The sequence below is a fragment of the Nostoc sp. NMS2 genome (assembly GCF_017115105.1).
GTDB lineage: Bacteria > Cyanobacteriota > Cyanobacteriia > Cyanobacteriales > Nostocaceae > Nostoc.
In genome coordinates this window covers 1-20,016 of record NZ_JABXKH010000164.1, presented here as the reverse complement: position 1 = coordinate 20,016, position 20,016 = coordinate 1, and the positions used below count along the sequence as shown (strand labels likewise).

The following is a 20,016-nucleotide window of genomic DNA, read 5'->3' as shown; positions in this document are numbered from 1 at the left end:
CGATGTCTACGACGGTCACTGAGCGAAGTCGAAGTGCGGGCTGCGCCTACGCAATTTCTTTCAAGCAGCTATCCTTCACTAATTAACTGTAACAAGGCTTCTGTTGATATCTTGCCACTCATATCAGCACCTTCTAATAGGCTGTCTGCCAAATCTCGCTTCTGGTGATGCAATTGCACAATTTTTTCTTCAATAGTATCCTTTGCTACCAAGCGATAAATTGTCACCGGGCGTTGTTGCCCAATCCGATGGGCGCGGTCTGAAGCTTGGTCTTCCACTGCGGGATTCCACCAAGGGTCTGTATGAATCACATAATCAGCCGCAGTCAGATTGAGTCCTGTACCCCCCGCTTTGAGACTAATGAGAAAGACATCTCCTGAACCAGCTTGAAAGGCATCTACTCGTTTTTTGCGCTCTGCCACTGAAGTACTGCCATCTAGATATTGATAATTAATACCTTGCTGTTCAAGATAATCGCGGATGATGTGCAAATGGTCAACAAACTGACTAAACACTAACGCTTTATGACGATTTTCCAGCAGTTCGCCCAGCACCTCACCAAAAAGTTGCAACTTGGAACTGGGTAATTCCGTATCAGGCATCACCAAACTAGGATTACAGCAAGCGCGACGCAGTTTCATAATCTCAGCCAAAACTTGCAAATGTTTCTTTCCTGCTTCTGCATCGCTTTCGGTGAGTTTAGATATGGCCTGACGGCGCAACGCTTCATAGAATGCCTTTTCTTCCCGACTTAACTCTACATGAAGAAGAATTTCAGTACGAGACGGCAACTCTTCTAGTACCTGATTTTTTGTCCGCCGCAACAGAAATGGTTGAATAAGTTTTTTGAGTTTATTACGTGCAAGTTTATCCTGATATTTTTCAATGGGGGTAGCAAAGCGTTGATTGAAGCTTTCAAAAGAACCCAATAACCCAGGATTAATAAAGCGGAACAAATTCCACAACTCACCCAGGTGATTCTCAATGGGAGTCCCAGTAGTCAGCAACTTAAAATTAGATTTTAGGTTCATGGCTGCCTGAGAACGTTTAGTGGTCATATTTTTAATCGCCTGGGCTTCATCCAGGACAATAGTTTGCCACTGTACACCAGAAAGCATTTGCGCTACTTCTTCCTGCTGTAATAAACCATAACTGCATACCAACATATCCAAAGGTTGTAACCCATCCAATAATTTTTGGCGGTTAGCACCAGAAAATTGAATAATATTGAGAGTTGGGGCAAACTTCTGCGCTTCACTCACCCAATTCATGCACACGGAAGTGGGGGCAATAATTAGGGTTGGCCCTTCATGGGCATTTCTGAGAATGACCGCCAATGCTTGCACGGTCTTACCCAATCCCATTTGGTCTGCTAAACAAGCGCCCACACCCCAATGTGCTAGCCGCGCCAGCCAACAAAAACCTTCCATCTGGTAGTCACGTAGTTCTGCTTGAAGCGTAGATGGCAGTTCCGGCTGGAGGTTCTGCACCTCCTTAAGACGCTGGATATGTGTTTTCCAGTGTTTATCTGCTTTTACCTTACCTACCTCATCAACAAAATCCTCTAACCCTAATGTTGCCAAGGGGTGAAAACGAATACCTTTACTATGTTTTTCCGAAAACATCCGCAATTCGTCGAGGCGTTTCCGAAAAGCTTGAGTTAAAGCCAAAAATTGACCATCACCAAGGGGGATAAAACGGCTGGGGGTTTTCTCTAATAGTTCTAGTAGTTGCTGCATATCTAGCACTAGGTCGTTATTCAATTTCAACTCCCCTGTTGCTGCAAACCAGTCTTGCTGACGTTGAATTGATAAATTAAAGTCTTTCAAGTCGGCATTGTGGCTAATACGCAGTTTTTCTCCTTGTGGCCATTCTATGACTACGTTATTTCCCAGTGCTTGCAGTTCTAGCAGCAGTTCTAAACAGTTTTCTGGATCAACTATAGTCCATTCACCATCTTGTTCTTCAGTTTGAGTCAAAGTGGCGCAAGCTGCTACAGCGTCTTTGGCCAGTTGCTTCTCTTCAGACAGATTTCGTCTGGTTTGGAGACGTTTACCGGCAATCTCAGCAATTACAGTTTCACCACCTGTACCAGGACGGTAGTAGGGGCCACCTTGGGCAAAGGGGCGCGACAAAAGGCTGATTTTCAAGCCGGCATTGGCAGGTAAAAGGTGAATATGGGGTAGAGTCTGGGCGGGTACTTCTTCTGCACCTTCTGAACCGCCACCGATGTCAGAATGGACGGTGACGATGCCAGAGACGGCATTAATGGCTGCCAAAACTTGTTTTTCGGCGATCGCTGGTACATTTAATTTATTATCTTTACCAATAATCTCCGCAATGCGTCTGTGTTCGGCAGTAATTTCAATGATTTTGATGCGGGTTGGGGTTTCTTTGATATGCAGAATATTCTGTGATTCTGGTAACTTGGGAGAAAATTCCAAGGTGAGACGGCCAAGTTTTTCTTTTTTAACCAGTAGTTCCGGTTCCCCCTTGACGATTTCTACACGGATATTTGGTGTATCTTCCCAAAAAACCAACGGGTGGCCAATTAAAGCAGAGATGGCTTTTTCACCGAAGGTATAATCAACTTTGCCATAATAGCCATCACTATATGCCTCAATACAACTACATACCCGCATATCTTGGGGGGTGATGTAATCAAACTCAGATAATGCACTGTTCAGACGCTTGAGGGCTATAGGGCGACCTTTACTCCACTCCCCTTTGGCATTAACTTTTTGTTCTCGCGGTTGTAAGACACATTTGCTGGGATAGAAGGTAATGAACCATGTTAAACGCAGTTCAGATTCTGGTTTTCCTGGTGTTTGTGGTTCTTTTTGGAGATTTGCCAGGGCATTGAGGCACATTTCCCAAGCTTCTTGGGGTCGAATTAAGTCTACGATGGTTTGGATATCGCTATCTTCTCGCAGTGCCTCTGCAAGTTGTTTATAGTTACTACTAGGTTTGAGTCTGGATAGGAGTTCTGCACTTTCCATTGCCAACCAGTGATAACCGGATGTGAGCGATCGCCGATACAATGGTTCTAATAAATCAGGTAAGCGTTTTTTAGCACTCTCAGCGTCCATCCAGTAAAGGCATAGTGAACAAAACAATGTTTGTAAGCTATTTTCTTCTTCCACAGAAGAAATATGACCGCTAACTACAAATTGTTTTTGGCTAATATCACCAAGGTGTACTTGCAGCACCATTTTCAGTCTGCCATAAGTGAACCTGAGCCAGTGATCTGATTGACGGTACATCAAACTGGTGTACTCTTCTGCTTCTCGGAGGCGTTGCACTGAACCATCTTTTAACAGTGCGAGGATAAAAAATAAGCCCCCAATTGTATTGAAATACATTTGGCGTTTGCTTGTAGCCTTTTTTATGGCTTTTAGGGCATCTGTATAACATTTTATGGCTTGTTCATTATCACCCCGCAGAAAACTTAACCAACCCCAAAAGATAGCGGCGTTATGTTTATATTCATTTGATATCCGCTCCAGACTTTCTTGTGCTTCTTGGGTACAACCTTGTAAGAGCAGTTGTTCTGTCAAAATCAGATGTAGATAATCTGAGCAATGTTTTCCACGTGTAGAACATTCTTCTTCCAACAGCGTCAACGCATCTTCAGAAGCAGATAATTTTAAGGCTGAATTGAAGAGGATACTTGATATGCCACTTTCATATAATCCTTGTGGTAGGGTGTTAAACCAATCTGCATCAAATGGATTATTGCATATCTGCTCAAAGATATTTTGTATTGATATTTTTTCTTCGCTATCACTGTACTTCTGATAATCTTCAATTTGCTGATTAATAAAACTAGGATCTTGGCGATAAATACCAATGCGGATTTCTCTGATACACTGGCGTAAGTTGTAGAAGATCCGAGAGTCTCTGTTCCAGTGAGTACGTATTGGTAGCTTCTCCTCTACTGCTGTGACGAGGATTTCAAACTGTCCGGTTTGTACAGCATGACGAGTAGCAATTTCTGTGAGTAACGGATGACATTCAGCACCTTGCCTACTTTCCTGCACTAACAAGCCTGCTTTTAACAATTTATCAATTTGGGAACTGAGGGTTTTAGTAACCCAAGGTTTATTGTTTTCATCTAAAGCGTCAATTTTACTAAGACAACTTACTAATGAATTTTTGTCTATCGGTGCATAAATTACCGAAAATAACTGAATAATTTTTTGTATGGAAGGATGTAACTTAAAGTATTTATCAGCAAGTTGTGTTTGCAGTTTTGTGGTATCAGTTGCCAAATTAATCATAGTATTTATTTAGTTGTTTAAATAATTCCATTAATTTCCGTTTCCGTCCATGACCCGCTTCTAGTTGAAGATATGCGTACAGCTGAGGTAATTCCACCTGCATCAAATCGACATAGCACCCAAGTATTTTATTTTTAGCTTACGCTTAAATTGCCTTTATTTTCTCTTGTGTTTGCATTCCACTTAAATCCCAAGCTGTCCTAGTGGTCTGTCCCATTAATTATGATAGGTGAGGGTGAGCAGATCCTCAACTTCTTAAAGAAGTCGGGGATCTTACAGCCCAGTAAAATTAATGACAAGCGATCGCAAAAGCTCGACAGGCAACAGTGAAAGGTAATTTGCAATAGTCGTCATTTAGCCGATGTTCCATCGGCTGTTACTAAACAAATTTAGCTTGAAGCAGAAGAAGCCCCACACCTGTACTGTACTCAGTCAGTGTGGGATGAATTATGGGCAATGAGGAAGTGACCAACAAACGATATTTAACGTAGTTCAATTAGAAACGTTGGTCGCTGACGAATTGCCAATCTTTATTGTTGGCTCTCCCAAGGTGTCAATTAATTCTTCAATGTATATCTTGAAACCTGTAGTTCAACTCTAATGAATAAGGATTTGCCCTCATCCCCCAACCTATCCCCCATATCTGGGAGAAGGGGTTAGGGGTTAGGTCTATTTGCATACCCGTACCTCACCAGATTAAAAATGACGTTATATCAAGCCTACTTAGTGTTTTAATTTTAGAGACAACTAACTGTTTATATATATGCGATTCAATAAACTTTTCATCGCATCTTCTCTATTAACTACTGCTCTTTTTATACCTAATGCTGCCATTGCTCAAAATCGCGGTACTCCGGGTAAATTTGATTTTTATGTACTGACACTCTCTTGGTCGCCAGATTATTGTGCAGCAAATGGTAGTCGCGATCCGCAGCAGTGCGGTTCTGGAAGGAAACTTGGTTTTGTACTACATGGTTTGTGGCCACAGTACCAAACTGGTTATCCAGCTAATTGTTCCACGCAAAAACTACCGTCGGAAGTAAAGCGGCGGTTTCCCAATTTGTATCCTAGTAATAAACTTTACGATCATGAATGGGAAAAACATGGTACTTGTTCGGGGAAAACACCTGCGGAATACTTGACATTGAGTAAAAAGTTAAAAGATGCGATCGCTCTTCCCACAGCTTATAATCGTCCTGATAAACCCTTGCGTACCACAATTGCGAACTTTAAAAATTCATTTGTGAGTGCAAATAATAAAATAACTGCTGATGGCATAGCACCTTTTTGTTCTGGTTCGGGAAGATTTTTGCAAGAAGTCTTCTTTTGTTATTCCAAAAACGGTGAACCTGGTATTTGTAGCGCCGAGATTTTGAAGCGATCGCAAAAAAGTTGTGGTCAACCAGATTTTTTAGTCAGAAACGTTAGATAAAAATGGGGAATTGGGCATGGAGAAGAAGCACGGGAGCAGTGGGCAAGGGAGAGAATACAAAATTACATCTTTCTCCTCTGCACCCTTCCCCCTGCCCCTCTGCCTCTTCCTCACTCCCTCATCCTCCCCCATTCCCCACTCCCTAAGCTATCGTCACATCTGGCGACAAATAAACATCCTGAATGGTATGAAACAGTTTTACGCCTTCCTCAAAGGGACGTTGGAAGGTCTTTCGCCCAGAAATTAATCCTGAACCACCAGCGCGTTTGTTAATTACAGCAGTGCGAATTGCTTCTGCAAAGTCATTTTTCCCAGTCGCGCCACCAGAATTAATTAACCCCACGCGCCCAGAGTAGCAATTTAGTACTTGATAACGAGTTAAATCAATTGGGTGATCGGTTGTCAATTCTGTATAAACGCGCTCATCTGTTTTGCCGTAACTCTTACCACTGGCTTTAGCAACTGCACCATAACCATTGTTATTTTCGGGTAACTTTTGTTTGATGATATCAGCTTCAATTGTCACACCTAAATGATTTGCCTGTCCGGTGAGGTCAGCAGCAAGGTGGTAATCTTTATCTTGTTTAAAAGCGTTGTTCCGCAGATAGCACCAGAGAATTGTTACCATTCCTAATTCATGGGCGCGTTTAAAAGCTTTACTGATTTCTTGGATTTGTCTGGTAGATTGGTCTGAACCAAAGTAGATTGTCGCACCTACGGCGGCTGCCCCTAAATTCCAAGCTTGTTCCACATCAGCAAACAATACCTGGTCAAATTGATTTGGGAAAGTCAGCAATTCGTTGTGATTGATTTTGGTAATAAAAGGTATTTTGTGAGCATACTTGCGCGAAACTATACCTAATGTCCCCAAAGTTGTAGCAACAGCATTGCAACCTGCGGCGATCGCTAGCTTGACAATATTTTCTGGGTCAAAGTAAATTGGATTGGGTGCAAAAGATGCACCAGCAGAATGTTCAATCCCTTGGTCTACTGGTAAAATGGAGAGATAACCTGTGTTTGCCAGACGACCAGTAGAATAAAGTAGCTGGAGATTACGCAATACTTGAGGATTGCGATCGCTGTTAATCCAGATTCTATCTACAAAGTCTGGCCCCGGCAAATGTAGTAAATCCTGAGAAACCTTTGCTTTGTAGGTAAGCAGGTCTTCAGCCTCTTTACCTAGCAATGACTCGATAGAATTAGCCTCTATGAGCGTTGTAGTCATAGTGTTTTCCTCAAAAATCGAGCAAATGACCTTGCCTTTAAGATAGCATTTTTAATACTCGTAACCTGGTTCTACTTGCATTAACTAGATATATATTCATTTTGAGAGAAAAGTCTTAAATCATTCTTTAAAAATTGATAAAATCAATGATTATCTGAGATGTAAACCTCATCTAAGTTGAGAACCGTAGTTTTCGCCCTCACCCTAAATCCCTCTCCCAGATCTGGGAGAGGGACTTTGAAATTCTAGCTCCCCGAATCCCATATTTGGGGGATAGGTTGGGGGATGAGGGCAAATCCTTATTCATTAGAGTTGAACTACAGGTTTCAAGATAGACGTGGTTTAACCATGATTTAAGCAAATAAAAAATCATGCTTTTTGAGGATTTTTGTGAATTGCAGACTGATAATTTGATATATTTCAATTCTGATACTCATCATCTAACAACAAAAAGGTCGGGAAGTAATCTCCGCAGATTCCCATTGTTGTCATAATCGTTAAAAGAACAAATACAAGTCTATGAGTAAGTTTCAAATCGATATCGACTTCAGCAATATAGATTTAGCTTCCCTTGAGACAGAAGAGGATTTTCAAAGAGAGGCAAAAATATTACTACCAAAGGTACTGGTAAAACTAGGTGAAACCGTGGGCGAGAAAACTTGGGAAGAATTACAGCAAAAGTTGCAAGCATCTGGAGGTAAACTCAAATCTTCTCCAACCGAGAAACGTAAGTTTATGCAAGAAACAGGAAGAACTTATCAACGAAATGCTAGTAACAGAGAAAAACAAGAACTAGAAGAATATATAGTAGAGCAATTACGCCAGCATAAACTGTAAATACAGCAGTTTTATAAGAAGAATTCAGAACTCAGGAGTCAGAATGGGCTAAACCTTAGCTATCCGCTAACAGCATGAATTCTGTACGAGTGGGTGATGAATATTGGTTAAAACCGTACTTCGTCCCGCTACGCTAACGCCCGAAGTTAAGCGAAAGTAAAATAAATATTTTTCGTAATCAAAACTCTATCCCGCAAGTGGCGTAGAGTATTCTGAATTCTGACTCCTGTTTTATTTTGCATGAAGTATAAAGCTACGGGTTTTGAGGCAGTTCTGGCTGGAGGTAAAAACTTTGTATATCTGAAGCCTTTAATACCCATTTTGAGGATCAAATTACGTATTAAAGAGCGCCTGGAGTCAGCTAGACTAAAGAAGAAATTGCTTAATAAGTTTTAATAATTCTGTTATGAGTACTGATTCACCTGTTACTTCCCCCGATAAGTCTGAATCTCCATTAGGAAAGCGTTTGAGAAACTTCTTAATTGTAATGGTAGCGATCGCTCTTAGCGTTGCCCTCGTCTTAGGATTGCGAACTGAAACAACCTCGGCAACCCTAGCCAAATTAAGCGATTCGTCCACACCACTAGAAGTAGCCGTCAGCAACGGCAAACCATCTCTAGTAGAGTTTTATGCTGATTGGTGTACCGTCTGCCAGAAAATGGCACCAGATATCACTCAACTAGAAACAGAGTATGCTGACAAGATGAATTTTGTCATGCTGAATGTAGATAATACCAAATGGCTACCAGAAATGCTGAAATATCGGATAGATGGGATTCCCCATTTTGTATTTTTGAGTCAGCAAGGGGAAACAATCGCTCAAGCGGTAGGCGACCAACCCCGCACAATTATGGCTAGCAACTTAGAAGCTTTGGTTACTGGTTCGTCTCTTCCTTATGCTCAAGCTAGCGGCAAAGTTTCCAAATTTTCAGCCCCAGTCGCACCAACAGCTAGTCAAGATGACCCCCGCAGTCATGGCAGCCAAGTGGTAAATTAGCAAAAACAACCAACCACTGAAGTAGCAGGTATAACAACAAAGTTTGCTCAATTCATCGTTGGTACTAAAGGCGTTGGTGCTGCCAAACACTACGTAGCTCTTTCCGGCACCTGGTGCGCCAATAATTAGGTCGTCGATGCCATCATGGTTGATGTCTCCAGCATTGCTGACTGAGTTGCCTGATGAGTCACTGGCACTGCCGTTGATGGCAAAGCCGTTTTTGCCGTTGAGACTAGAGAGGTTGAATAATGGATCAGCCATGATTTTCTCGTATGTTTGTTGTTAGCAATGGACTAGATGTAAAATTTTTAAACGAATAACATTAGCATTGGTTAAAAGTTAGGTTAAGCCAATTAATTTTAAATATTTCGTTTTTTATAATAATATTGCCGATGCTTAGACATCATTGCTCAAAAAAGATGGCTAGGCGATCGCACTTTGATATATAAACAGCGATACACAGCTTATTTTTATTAAGATTATTCACCAACCGAAATCAGTGGATTTTTCTCTAATGAAAAAAATTATAAAAGAACACTAATCCCTACTCTTGTTGATGAATAGATTGCCGCTTGAGACGCTTATGAGCGTACATTAATTCGTCAGACCTGGCAATTAGTTGTTCTAGTGACATATTACTTTCTGGTGAGTAACGCTCTATTCCCATACTCATCGAAAGTTGATAACTACGGTTTTGCTGTTGATTAAAGTTGGTAATATTTACTTGCAGACACGATTTGATGCTATCAGCGTCTTTAAAATAGCTGGAGATGAAAACGATGAACTCATCTCCACCCAAGCGAGCAACAATATCCGATTTCCGAAAACTTTGCTTGAGTAATCGACCAGCATCAACAATCAAGGCATCTCCCATATCATGACCAAGGGTGTCGTTAACCTGTTTTAGCCCATCTAAATCAATGAAGATCACCCAGCACAACAATCTCATGCGGTGAGCAATTTTCAACTGTTGTTCAGCCATCACGAAGAAGCCACGTCGGTTATGCAAACCTGTTAGATCGTCGGTCAGCGATAACTGCCTTCCTTCCATCTCTGATTGTTTACGGTTGCGAACTTCCTGAATGAGTTCCATCTGAGCGATGGCTTGTCGAGTTAGGCGGCGCAGTGCATCCAACTGCTGGTAACTTAGCTGACGAGGAACGGTGTCCATAACACACAACGTCCCTATTGGAAAACCATTAGGCGTAACTAGTGGCGCACCACCGTAAAAACGAATTTTAGAATTACCTTTGACTAGAGGATTGTTAGCAAAGCGATCGTCCTTGATGGCGTTGGGAATCACTAATATATCCTCTGGTTGCAGAATAGCATGGGAGCAAAAAGCCGACTCTCTGGGTGTTTCTCTAGCTTTTAGTCCAATGTTAGATTTAAACCATTGGCGATCGCCATCCACTAAGCTAATTAAAGCAATTGGAGTCTTACAAATATAGGCAGCAAGAGCAGTTAGGTCATCAAATGCTTGTTCAGGTAGAGTATCCAGAATATTGTAGTCTGCTAATGCTTTGAGCCTTTCTGCTTCATTTTTAGGTAGAGGAGCAACTGGCGTTTTCACAGATGAGCGTCCGATCCTTAGCCAGAAAAGTCTGGTATGGAAATTTTGCAACAACCGCAGGGTTAACTCTCCAGCATCAAGGCTGCATGATATAAACATCTCTGCAACGAAAATCAACATTCGGTTGAATATACAGAAATATTGTATTGCATGATGTTCTTCATGCCTTTGGTTTGCTCTGTTGTTCATATCACCCTAACTTTCACTGTGCAAATCCCCTGAGCATCTATATGCTTACAAGGTCTTGTACCCAAAGCCAGGTTGAAAATTATCAATGTAAACTTAAAATTATCAAAACTTAGTATACTGTCAAAACTAGATATTTTTGATACCGCTAATTTGTGTGGATGCAGGGAAATTTCGAGGGTTAGATTCCAACCTTCGGAACTTCTCCTTCCCGAGACTGACGGCAAAAATAAAAATGTGCGTAGGCGTAGCCCATCGGAGATATCGCTTAATTTTGCAGTCCAGTCAAGATCATCTCTGCGTAAACAACTATCCTGCTTCGTTGGCTTTAATATTATTTTCGGTAACTTGGCTTTATAGAATTAGTTTGGTAAAAAGCAGCGATTGATACGGTTTTAGTAATCGGTTTCAGCTTTGATTCTTGATAGGAAAGTAATTTATGCTGTAGAAAACTTATCAACAAATTTTGCCAGATGGGTAAATTTTACTCAAACTAAAATTGTTAATTTTACTCAGATAAAAATGCACACAACATTAGCAATGCTGCGTCCTCTTGACCGTGCCAAGATGAAATTAAGATTTTTAGCACAATAATAATGGAGAGAGTAATGATTACCGAAGAAGACTTAGCCCAACAATTTACTCTTATTATGAAACAATCTCACCCAACAGCATGGAAATTACTCCGCCACTGCTATATAAAAGTGCTAAATTCTAGCTTAAAAGGAGCGTATATCGCTCATGCCAAATATATTAAGATTTACTGTCCTGACACACTGATTGCTGCTATAGTAGCAGAAAAAAATTTACTGATAGAAGTGGCAGAATATCTCGGTCTAGTTGAAGTTGTTTGCTTGAATGCTACAAATCTGTTGCACGACCCCAAATCACAGATTAAGAAGGCTTATCCTCAATTGTGGTTAGATTTGATGTGGATTGTTACGCAAAAGCCAGAATTATAAAACCTAGAATTAGTCTTTATACGACTCTAAAATCCCACTGCGAATCATTAATTGTGGCCAAAACAACACAAAAAATCCCATCCACATCACTATAGGGATAGAGACGAGAATGGTTAGCCAGATAGTTTTAAATAGTAACCAGCTACCACTAATCAGTGTTATACCTGTGAGAACTATAGACCAGGGCTGACACCACCAAGGTTTGTAGTTCCAAGGACTTATAGGCTTTTGTTCAGACATTGGTTTTATTTAATAAAACTCCGAATTTACCTTTAACCATTTTTACGTTTCCTAATCATACAAGATACATCATAGTGCCCTCTCGAAGAGCGGGGAGGGGGTTGGGGGTGGGGGAGCATCCCAATGCAAGCTTAAATCTTTTCCCTCACCCCCAGCCCCTCTCCCAAAGATGGGAGAGGGGAGACATAACTCTAGTTCCCCTTCTCCCAAACATGGGAGAAGGGGTTAGGGGATGAGGGCTATCAAGATTTTTGCACATTTGGGATGCTCCCGGGGGTGGGGTTCTTGTACCTCACTCAAGTGAGAACTGCTATAAGCTGTAGAAGTCGGGAGCATCCACTTTTGGAAGAAACACCGGGCGATTGGAAATCGCGGCTACACAAACGAAGTCCGCCTTTCCTTCGGAACGCTACGCGAACGCGGACTCTCTGAAACCCGCGAAGGCGGGTTTGGTTTGTATAGCCCCAGACTTCTAGTCTGAGAGCAATCCGCCAAAAGTGGATGCTTCCTAGAAGTCTTTTACTCTAAGCCGTTTTTTTAATTACGAATTATTCGTTAAGCATTTCCAACAACTGCGCTTCACTTAACTGTGTAATTCCCAAAGAGAGCGCTTTTTCTAGTTTAGAACCTGCATCTTCTCCTACCACCAAATAATCTGTTTTTTTACTCACAGAATCAGTCACTTTTCCACCAGCTTTTTGAATCAAAGCCTTTGCCTCATCTCGCTTTAAGGTTGGCAATGTCCCTGTAACTACAAAAGTTTTACCTGCGAATTTTTGATTACCATCATCAACTGTTTTTGTTTCTTCTGGGGCAGTTAATTGCAATCCTTCTGCTTGCAAGCGTTCTATCAATCTTTGGTTGGCATCAATCCTAAACCACTGATACACAGATTGGGCAATTTCAGCACCAATACCGTAAATTCCTTCAATATCTGATTGCTTTGCTGTCGCTAATTGGTCTACGGTGAAATATTTCTGAGTCAACAATTGGGCATTAACACTGCCAACGTGACGGATGCCTAAACCATACAATACTCTTGACCAAGGTTGATTTTTTGATTGAGCGATCGCATCTACTAATTTCTCTGCTGATTTTTGCCCCATCCTTTCTAATACACACAATCTCTCTGCTGTCAACTCATATAAATCGGCAACGGAATGCACTAAAACTTTATCAACGAGTTGATGCACCAGCTTTTCGCCTAAACCTTTAATATCCAAGGCATCACGACTCACCCAATGTTCAATGGAACCTTTGAGAATCGCTGCACAGGAAGCATTGACGCACCGAGTTACTGCCTCACCTGATTCTCGCACCACTGCTTGATCGCAGATAGGGCAATGGGTGGGCATAACGAAGGGTTCAGTGTCAGCAGGACGGAGTTCTTTGAGTACCCTCACCACTTCTGGAATAATTTCTCCAGCTTTGCGGACAATAACAGTATCGCCAATGCGGATGTCTAATTGAGAAATGCGATCGCTATTGTGTAAAGTCGCGCGGGAAACGGTTGTCCCCGCCAATTGCACAGGGCGCATTTCTGCTAACGGCGTTAACGCCCCGGTTCGTCCGACATTTACAGCAATATTTTCCACACGAGTGGGCGCTTCTTCGGCGGGGTACTTTAACGCTACTGCCCAGCGAGGGAATTTTTGGGTAAACCCTAGCTGTTCCTGAAGTTTAAAAGAATTCAGCTTTACTACCACCCCATCAGTCATGTAGGGTAAATTCAGGCGTTCCGTATCCCAATATTCATAATATTTTGCCACTTCTGCGATCGAGGCACAAAGTTTGTGGTTGGGGTTTACTTGAAAACCCATCTTTTCTAACAACTCCAACGCTTCCCATTGGGTATTGGCAATACTGGTGTCATCTCTACCAGGAATGTGCAGAGTATAGCCAAAGAAAGCTAACCGCCGTTTAGCGACAATGCGCGAGTCTAATTGTCTGAGTGTACCAGCTGCGGCATTCCGGGGATTGGCGAATAATTGCTCACCTGCTTTTTGCCTTTCCTCGTTGATTTGTTTAAATACTTGCAACGGCAAAAATGCCTCGCCTCGCACTTCCACCCTTTCGAGAATTTCTAACCCTTCAAAATTCAAACGCAAGGGAATTGAGCGAATTGTCCGCACATTTTGGGTGATATCTTCACCCATCACTCCATCACCCCTAGTTGTACCTCTAACTAGAATGCCATCTTGGTAGGTAAGAGCCAAAGCAGAACCATCAATTTTCAATTCAGTGACATATTCCACTGAATCTATTTTCGGTACTTGTCGCCGCCAGCGCTGATCCCACCCTTGCAACTCATTAATATTAAATGCATTTTCCAGACTGTACAGGGGGATATTATGCCGCACCGAACTAAACTGCGTTGCTGGTTTCTCACCCACGCGCTGAGTCGGACTATCGGGTGCTGTCAACTCTGGATATTGAATTTCTAGTTGTTGCAATTCTCGATATAGATGGTCATAGACTGCATCCTCCATAATTGGAGCATCTAAGACGTAATAAGCATAGCTGGCTTGTTGCAATAACTGGCGCAGTTCTTCTGTACGTTTTACTTCAGGCTTAATCTGGGTCATTAGACTTATTACAAAATACCTAGTGAACAGAATGGACTGCTTATCGTAGCCCATTCCGACTTCCGACTTCCAACTTCTTTACACTACTCTCTGCACAAACCACCCTAAGACACTCAATCCCAGCAACAAAGGTGTTAACCAATCACCCCAACGCACATATAAAGTCTGTGTCTGTCGCCGATAAATTGTTTCAGCATGAGTTTCGTAAGTATTATATCCAGACATCCACAAGGTTCTCCCGTGAGGATCTACAAAGGCTGAATATCCGGTATTAGTTGCCCGTGCTGACCATCGATCAGTTTCAATTGCCCGCATTATATCCTGTGCATGGTGCTGAAATGGCATCGATGCAGTGTAATGGGCATCGTTAGAAGAACTGAGGATAAATTGCCCACCCGCCGCAGCTTGACGGCGGAATTGTTCAGGAAAAGCAGATTCGTAACATATACTAGCGATCGCCCGACCAAAAGGAGTGTCAAATATTTGATTTGCTGAACCAGGAACTTGGTGTGCCTCCAAAGGTGACAAGCGTTGAACAAGTCCGCCTAAAATTCCTTCAAAGGGAATATATTCTCCCAAAGGTACGAGTTTGGACTTATCATAGCGGCTGACAATTTCACCTTTACTGTTGAAAGTAAATAAGCTAATTGTATAACTGTCTCCTCGTTCGCCAAAAGCCCCAATCCAAGCAACCACACCTTTTTCCTTCACTGCTGCGACTAAGGCAGTTCCCAACAAGTTACGCTGGAAAATGGGTAAGGCTCCTTCTGGGGTGAGGACTGCATCTACACCTTGATTTGCTAGAGTTAGATACCCACTAGTGTAATTTTCTTGGGCGCGACGAAACCCTTCGGAACTTCGTAAAAGTCGGTTCGGGATATTACCCTGAACAATCCCCACTTTCAAAGCTGCTTCTGTGGGTTGGGCTATGGGACGGCTATATAAGATAAAACCAATGAAGTGTAAGGTAATTAATAATCCTGTGGCGATTACGAAGTATTTATTAACTAACCGCAGAGGCGCAGAAGACACTAAGGAAATTCTCTCTGCGCTCTCTGCGTCTTGGCGGTTCGTCCATCCTTCTGCAATTAAACCATTAACAGCAGCGATCGCTGCTGTCACAGTATTAGGCCCAGAGAGTTGACCAAGATGTACAATTACGAGATTATGCGGACTTTGAGTGTAAGCGAGTGAACTCCACCACAAAGGCCCCGCACTCCACAGACTTTCTAAACCGCACCATACGGCTATACCAATAAGTACACGTAACCACGGTTTCTGTCCGCCCAGGCAAACCATTACAGCCGCCCAAATAGCAACGAATACCCCTCCCAAGAGGCTGATAAATCCCCAACAAAAAAGCGTGATTGCCAAACTCGGCAACCAGGGAACGCCCAACCAAGTCATTGGGTGAATTCCCGTAATCCAGGATAGGGCGACACCGTGATAACCAATACCCCAGAGGAGGCCATTTTGGATTTTGGATTTTGGATTTTGGATTGAGCTAGAAGTAACAACTAAAACCCACAGTGGGGCTAGAGCAATCCAAGCTAGGAACCATGCACCGACAGGGGCGACGGTTAGCCCCATTAAAACGCCGCTAGCTAAGGCAATTAGGTAAGGGAGCAAGGCGTTTAACCTCTCCCCCTGCCTCCCCTGCTCCCCCTGCTTTTTATTCTGCTTCTTCTGCATCGGCAGCATCAGGTGGAACTATTGCAACTCCGGTAATGGCATCATCTTCGTCTAAACGCTGCACTCTGACTCCAGTTGCCGATCGCGATTGGATAGAAATTGCATTTACTGCTTGACGGATGATAATACCGCGATTTGTCACCATCATGATTTCATCATCATCATTGTTGACAATGCGTAGGGTTGCCAACTTGTCTTTGGTTTTGCGGTTTTTGAACTTAGTTGCCATTAAACCCTGACCAGCACGATTTTGTAGTCGGAACTGGGCAACGGGTACGCGCTTACCATATCCTCCCATTGTAATTACCAACACCCAAGGGCCAACAATGCCACTGCTAGGCACTTCTGTGGACTCTTCAGTAGTTTCGGTAATTTCGATATCTTCTGTTTCGATTGCTTCGATTGTTTCGATATCTTCTGTTTCGGCTATTTCGGCTTCTGTAACATCCAAAGTTTCAAGAATTGCTGCGGGCAGAATATCCATACCCACCAGTTCATCTTTATTTTTGAGTTTCATGGCTTTCACCCCACGAGTCGCCCTACTTAAAGGACGCAGTTGTTCGTGGTTGCACCGGAAGTTAATCGCCATCCCGTTACGAGAACCAATGATTACACTGTCCTCGACTCTAGCACGTCGCACCCAGCGCAGTTGGTCGCCTTCTTCTAGGGAAATAGCAATCAAACCATTGGCGCGAATATGACTAAAGGCTGCTAATTCGGTTTTCTTGATATTCCCGCCCTTGGTGAGCATGACCAGATATTCTTCGCTGCTAAACTCGTCAACGGGTACAATTGAGGTGATTTTTTCCTCTTTGGGAATGGGTAACATTTGGACAATTGGTGTCCCGCGACTGGTACGCGAACTCGCTGGAATTTGATAAGCTCTCAGGCAATAAACAACACCACGCTCGCTAAAGAATAAAATACTGTCGTGATCGCAGCAAGTCAAAAAATGCTCAATGGTATCATCATCTTTCACCTTGGCTGCGGCTTTACCTCTGGTAGCACGGCTTTGGGCTTCAAAGGTGTTAACTGGCATCCGTTTGATGTAGCCTTGCTCTGTCACCAAAATTATTGCTTTTTCATTGGCAATTAGATCGCGATCGTCTAATTCCCCTTCCCCTGGTAAAATCACCGTGCGGCGGGGTGTGGCGAAGCTAGTTTTCAACTGTCCGACTTCGGTTTCGATGATTTCTAGCACTCTCTCCCGGCGGGCCAAAATATCTTGCAAGTCGGTAATTTTCGCTTGTAATTCGTCGTGTTCCAAACGGATTTTGTCTGCTTCTAAGGCAGTCAACCGCCGCAATTGCATCTGCAAAATCGCATCTGCTTGCACTTCCGAAAGTCCGTAAGTTGTGATTAACTCGCCTTTGGCTGTGGGCGCATCGGGCGCATGGCGAATCAAGACAATAATTGGATCTAACTGGGATAGGGCAATTAATAACCCTTGCAGGAGATGATCGCGTTCTTCGGCTTTCCGCAGTTCGTAACGGGTGCGTCTGGCTATGGATTCGATGCGGAAATCTAAGAAGACGCTTAAGAACTGCTTGAGGGTGAGTACTTGGGGTTCGCTATTCACCAACGCCAGCATATTCGCCCCAAAGTTAGCTTGCAGTGGGGTTTGTTTGTAGAGGTTGTTGAGAACGACGCGGGGATAAGCATCACGCTTGAGTTCGATGACAACTCGCATCCCGTCGCGATCGCTCTCGTCTCGGATATCTGCGATGCCCTCTAGCCGCTTTTCGTTCACCATTTCGGCGATTTTTTCAATGAGCGCCGCTTTATTGGTTTGATAGGGCAATTCGGTGATGATAATTGCTTCTCTATCTGGCCGTCCCCGTTGTTCAACGGTTTCAATGTTAGCGACACCACGCATGGTAATGGAACCACGCCCGGTGGTGTAAGCTTCTCTAATGGCAGATGTCCCCAAAATTTGCGCCCCAGTCGGAAAGTCTGGGCCGTGGACATACTGCATTAATTCAATGTCGGTGATTTCGGGATTGTGGATTACAGCCACCAAAGCATCAATTAATTCGCCCAAATTGTGCGGCGGAATGTTGGTTGCCATGCCCACGGCAATCCCAGAGGAACCGTTGAGCAACAATTGGGGAATCCGTGCCGGTAAGACTGTCGGTTCTTGCTGGGAACCGTCGAAGTTATCGGCAAAGTCTACGGTTTCTAATTCAATGTCGTGCAGTAACCCAGCGCTAGTTAAAGCTTGTAAGCGACATTCTGTGTACCGCATTGCGGCTGGCGGATCGTTGTCTACCGAACCAAAGTTACCATGTCCGTTAACTAGGGGCGATCGCATGGAAAAATCCTGTGCCATCCGCACCAAGGCATCATATACTGCCGTGTCGCCGTGGGGGTGATATTTACCCAACACTTCCCCCACCACACGGGCACATTTCTTAAACGGGCGATCGTGGAGCAGACCTAGCTCGTGCATTGCGTAGAGAATGCGACGATGCACAGGTTTTAGACCATCCCTGGCATCTGGCAACGCCCGACCCACTATCACGCTCATGGCGTATTCCAGATAAGACTGCGACATTTCGGTTCGCAAGTCTATCGGGATAATCCTCTCCTGTGAGGTTGTCATAACCTAAAAATCTCCAAAAATCGTAGATTTTAGCTTTTTTACTCAGCAAAGCGCAAAATTATTCTAAATTGCTCTTGAATAATTGCCATAATTTGGTACAATTCTAGCATAATTTTGCCTTTTTTTGCCTGGGCAGCTAATCCAAAATATCTAGCCAAAAAAGATATAATAACTTACATTTGGGAAGCTTTTAGCTATTTAACAAGAGCAGTGAAATAAAAGGTTGCTCAGTGCAAATTCATCTAACTTGAAACATGACAGAGTAAATTTAAGAAAACAATCTAAAATTGGCTTTATAAGGTCTTACTTTGATAACCGTTATTTACTAGATTTTTTGCTTAATCAGGTTTGATAAATGAAAGCGTAGCTGATAATTTCTACTTAGAGAAATAGCAGATTTGGAGAAAGCCTTCCAAGACGCAATTAAAGGAAGAGTCGTAGCAATTAGTATTTAGAATCAACAAAATATTTTGACGTAAAGGAGAGGAAATTTTGTCAGCAGTCCGAGTCCGCCAGCATGTTAATCCACTTGGTAAAAAGTATCAAACACCAGCAAGTCCTCTTGACTGGGAAAAAATTTATGCAAAGCCAAATCAACCACTACATTTAGATATTGGCTGCGCTAAAGGACAGTTTTTGGTGAATATGGCCAAAATAGAACCCAATTGGAATTATCTCGGTTTAGAAATTCGAGAACCTCTAGTGGTAGAAGCGAATAAATTACGTTCTGAGTTAGGTTTCACAAACCTGCACTACTTATTTTGCAATGTGAATAACTCATTGGACTCACTTTTATCTTCCCTCCCTCCAGAAAGTTTACAGCGCGTCACAATTCAATTCCCCGATCCTTGGTTTAAAACCCGCCATGCTAAACGCCGTGTAGTGCAACCAGAATTAGTGGCTGAATTAGCCAGTTATCTTGCAGTTGGTGGAGTTGTGTTTCTGCAATCAGATATGGAATTTATCGCAGTGGAAATGCGCGATCGCTTTGCCGCTAACCCAGCTTATCAGAAAGTCGGTGCAGGAGAATGGTTAGCCCAAAATCCGCTACCAGTCCCCACAGAACGGGAAATAGGTACGCAAAAAAAGGGTGAACCTGTTTATCGGGCTTTGTTTGTCAGACGAGAAGTTGTGAATGAAGCGACTTGATAAGCAATTCCTTTGGGGAAACTTTGCTGCATTCCTTAAATGTATAGAATTTAACCTTTATCATGCTTTTCATTTGCCATTAATCTAACTTCTTCGACCATTTGACGGCAAAAAGCTTCTAAATCTATGCAAATTAGTTCATACCCCGGTCTGCCAGAAGACGCTATTAATCCCGTCTGTTATTATTCTTCCAATGCCCCATGCCTAACGCTCTTTTATTACTCCGAAAAAATAAAATATTCGTAGGTTGGGTTGA

13 protein-coding genes are annotated in these 20,016 nt (G+C 42.8%); 5 read left to right on the top strand and 8 right to left on the bottom strand.

All coding sequences use genetic code 11. The annotated features are described in order from the left end of the window. Positions 1–68: 68 nt before the first annotated feature. Positions 69–4,280 carry a DEAD/DEAH box helicase gene (locus tag HWQ36_RS30190; protein WP_292709688.1) on the bottom strand — a complete coding sequence of 1,404 codons (4,212 nt, stop codon included), beginning with the start codon at positions 4,278–4,280 and terminating at the stop codon, positions 69–71. Positions 4,281–5,043: 763 nt separating this feature from the next. Between HWQ36_RS30190 and HWQ36_RS30185 the strand changes: the two genes are divergently transcribed. Next, a complete protein-coding gene (locus HWQ36_RS30185) occupies positions 5,044–5,712 on the top strand; it encodes a ribonuclease (RefSeq protein ID WP_292709686.1) in 669 nt (222 codons plus the stop codon). Between the two features lie 142 nt (positions 5,713–5,854). On the opposite strand, the gene HWQ36_RS30180 is transcribed toward HWQ36_RS30185, so the two are convergent. Further along, positions 5,855–6,937 (bottom strand): class I fructose-bisphosphate aldolase, encoded by a 1,083-nt coding sequence (locus HWQ36_RS30180; RefSeq protein ID WP_292709684.1) that lies wholly within the window; start codon positions 6,935–6,937, stop codon positions 5,855–5,857. A 519-nt stretch (positions 6,938–7,456) separates the two neighbouring features. Between HWQ36_RS30180 and HWQ36_RS30175 the strand changes: the two genes are divergently transcribed. Together HWQ36_RS30175 and HWQ36_RS30170 are read left to right on the top strand one after the other, a co-directional pair. After that, entirely contained in the window at positions 7,457–7,774 is a 318-nt protein-coding gene (locus tag HWQ36_RS30175) for a hypothetical protein (protein WP_292709681.1), read from the top strand. A gap of 406 nt (positions 7,775–8,180) precedes the next feature. Then, positions 8,181–8,771, top strand: coding sequence for a thioredoxin family protein (locus HWQ36_RS30170; RefSeq protein ID WP_292709679.1), 591 nt, complete (start codon positions 8,181–8,183; stop codon positions 8,769–8,771). Here the strand turns inward: HWQ36_RS30170 and HWQ36_RS30165 are convergent. Both HWQ36_RS30165 and HWQ36_RS30160 read right to left on the bottom strand, forming a co-directional pair. Beyond that, on the bottom strand, positions 8,703–9,032 hold the full coding sequence (locus HWQ36_RS30165) for an integrin alpha (protein ID WP_292709677.1): 330 nt from the start codon (positions 9,030–9,032) through the stop codon (positions 8,703–8,705). The genes HWQ36_RS30170 and HWQ36_RS30165 overlap by 69 nt on opposite strands. 283 nt (positions 9,033–9,315) lie before the next feature. Further along, a complete protein-coding gene (locus HWQ36_RS30160) occupies positions 9,316–10,533 on the bottom strand; it encodes a sensor domain-containing diguanylate cyclase (protein WP_292709675.1) in 1,218 nt (405 codons plus the stop codon). 605 nt (positions 10,534–11,138) lie between these two features. On the opposite strand from HWQ36_RS30160, the gene HWQ36_RS30155 reads away from it, so the two are divergent. Further along, positions 11,139–11,492, top strand: a complete 354-nt coding sequence (locus tag HWQ36_RS30155; protein ID WP_292709673.1) for a hypothetical protein — start codon at positions 11,139–11,141, stop codon at positions 11,490–11,492. 9 nt (positions 11,493–11,501) lie between these two features. Here HWQ36_RS30155 and HWQ36_RS30150 read toward each other — a convergent pair whose 3' ends face one another. The 4 genes from HWQ36_RS30150 to gyrA all read right to left on the bottom strand — a co-directional run bounded on the left by HWQ36_RS30150 (position 11,502) and on the right by gyrA (position 18,611). Next, positions 11,502–11,732: a DUF6737 family protein gene (locus HWQ36_RS30150; RefSeq protein WP_292709672.1), complete on the bottom strand. Its 231-nt coding sequence runs from the start codon at positions 11,730–11,732 to the stop codon at positions 11,502–11,504. A gap of 548 nt (positions 11,733–12,280) precedes the next feature. Continuing rightward, positions 12,281–14,317, bottom strand: a complete 2,037-nt coding sequence (ligA, locus tag HWQ36_RS30145) for an NAD-dependent DNA ligase LigA (RefSeq protein ID WP_292709671.1) — start codon at positions 14,315–14,317, stop codon at positions 12,281–12,283. 78 nt (positions 14,318–14,395) lie between these two features. Continuing rightward, complete coding sequence (gene lnt / locus HWQ36_RS30140) at positions 14,396–16,009, bottom strand: apolipoprotein N-acyltransferase (protein ID WP_292709670.1); 1,614 nt, start codon at positions 16,007–16,009, stop codon at positions 14,396–14,398. After that, the gene (gyrA, locus tag HWQ36_RS30135) at positions 15,990–18,611 is read right to left on the bottom strand and encodes a DNA topoisomerase (ATP-hydrolyzing) subunit A (RefSeq protein ID WP_292709669.1); all 2,622 of its coding nucleotides are present in this window, start codon (positions 18,609–18,611) and stop codon (positions 15,990–15,992) included. The genes lnt and gyrA overlap by 20 nt, the downstream gene beginning before the upstream one ends. A 492-nt stretch (positions 18,612–19,103) precedes the next feature. On the opposite strand from gyrA, the gene trmB reads away from it, so the two are divergent. Next, entirely contained in the window at positions 19,104–19,760 is a 657-nt protein-coding gene (trmB, locus tag HWQ36_RS30130; RefSeq protein ID WP_292709668.1) for a tRNA (guanosine(46)-N7)-methyltransferase TrmB, read from the top strand. Positions 19,761–20,016 lie beyond the last annotated feature (256 nt).

Excerpts from the sequence above, each read along its gene's own strand:
- lnt (WP_292709670.1), bottom strand. The coding sequence starts at position 16,009 with ATGCAGAAGAAGCAGAATAAAAAGCAGGGGGAGCAGGGGAGGCAGGGG.
- HWQ36_RS30175 (WP_292709681.1), top strand. The coding sequence starts at position 7,457 with ATGAGTAAGTTTCAAATCGATATCGACTTCAGCAATATAGATTTAGCT.
- HWQ36_RS30185 (WP_292709686.1), top strand. The coding sequence starts at position 5,044 with ATGCGATTCAATAAACTTTTCATCGCATCTTCTCTATTAACTACTGCT.
- gyrA (WP_292709669.1), bottom strand. The coding sequence starts at position 18,611 with ATGACAACCTCACAGGAGAGGATTATCCCGATAGACTTGCGAACCGAA.
- HWQ36_RS30190 (WP_292709688.1), bottom strand. The coding sequence starts at position 4,280 with ATGATTAATTTGGCAACTGATACCACAAAACTGCAAACACAACTTGCT.
- ligA (WP_292709671.1), bottom strand. The coding sequence starts at position 14,317 with ATGACCCAGATTAAGCCTGAAGTAAAACGTACAGAAGAACTGCGCCAG.
- HWQ36_RS30180 (WP_292709684.1), bottom strand. The coding sequence starts at position 6,937 with ATGACTACAACGCTCATAGAGGCTAATTCTATCGAGTCATTGCTAGGT.
- HWQ36_RS30155 (WP_292709673.1), top strand. The coding sequence starts at position 11,139 with ATGATTACCGAAGAAGACTTAGCCCAACAATTTACTCTTATTATGAAA.
- HWQ36_RS30150 (WP_292709672.1), bottom strand. The coding sequence starts at position 11,732 with ATGTCTGAACAAAAGCCTATAAGTCCTTGGAACTACAAACCTTGGTGG.
- HWQ36_RS30165 (WP_292709677.1), bottom strand. The coding sequence starts at position 9,032 with ATGGCTGATCCATTATTCAACCTCTCTAGTCTCAACGGCAAAAACGGC.
- HWQ36_RS30160 (WP_292709675.1), bottom strand. The coding sequence starts at position 10,533 with ATGAACAACAGAGCAAACCAAAGGCATGAAGAACATCATGCAATACAA.
- HWQ36_RS30170 (WP_292709679.1), top strand. The coding sequence starts at position 8,181 with ATGAGTACTGATTCACCTGTTACTTCCCCCGATAAGTCTGAATCTCCA.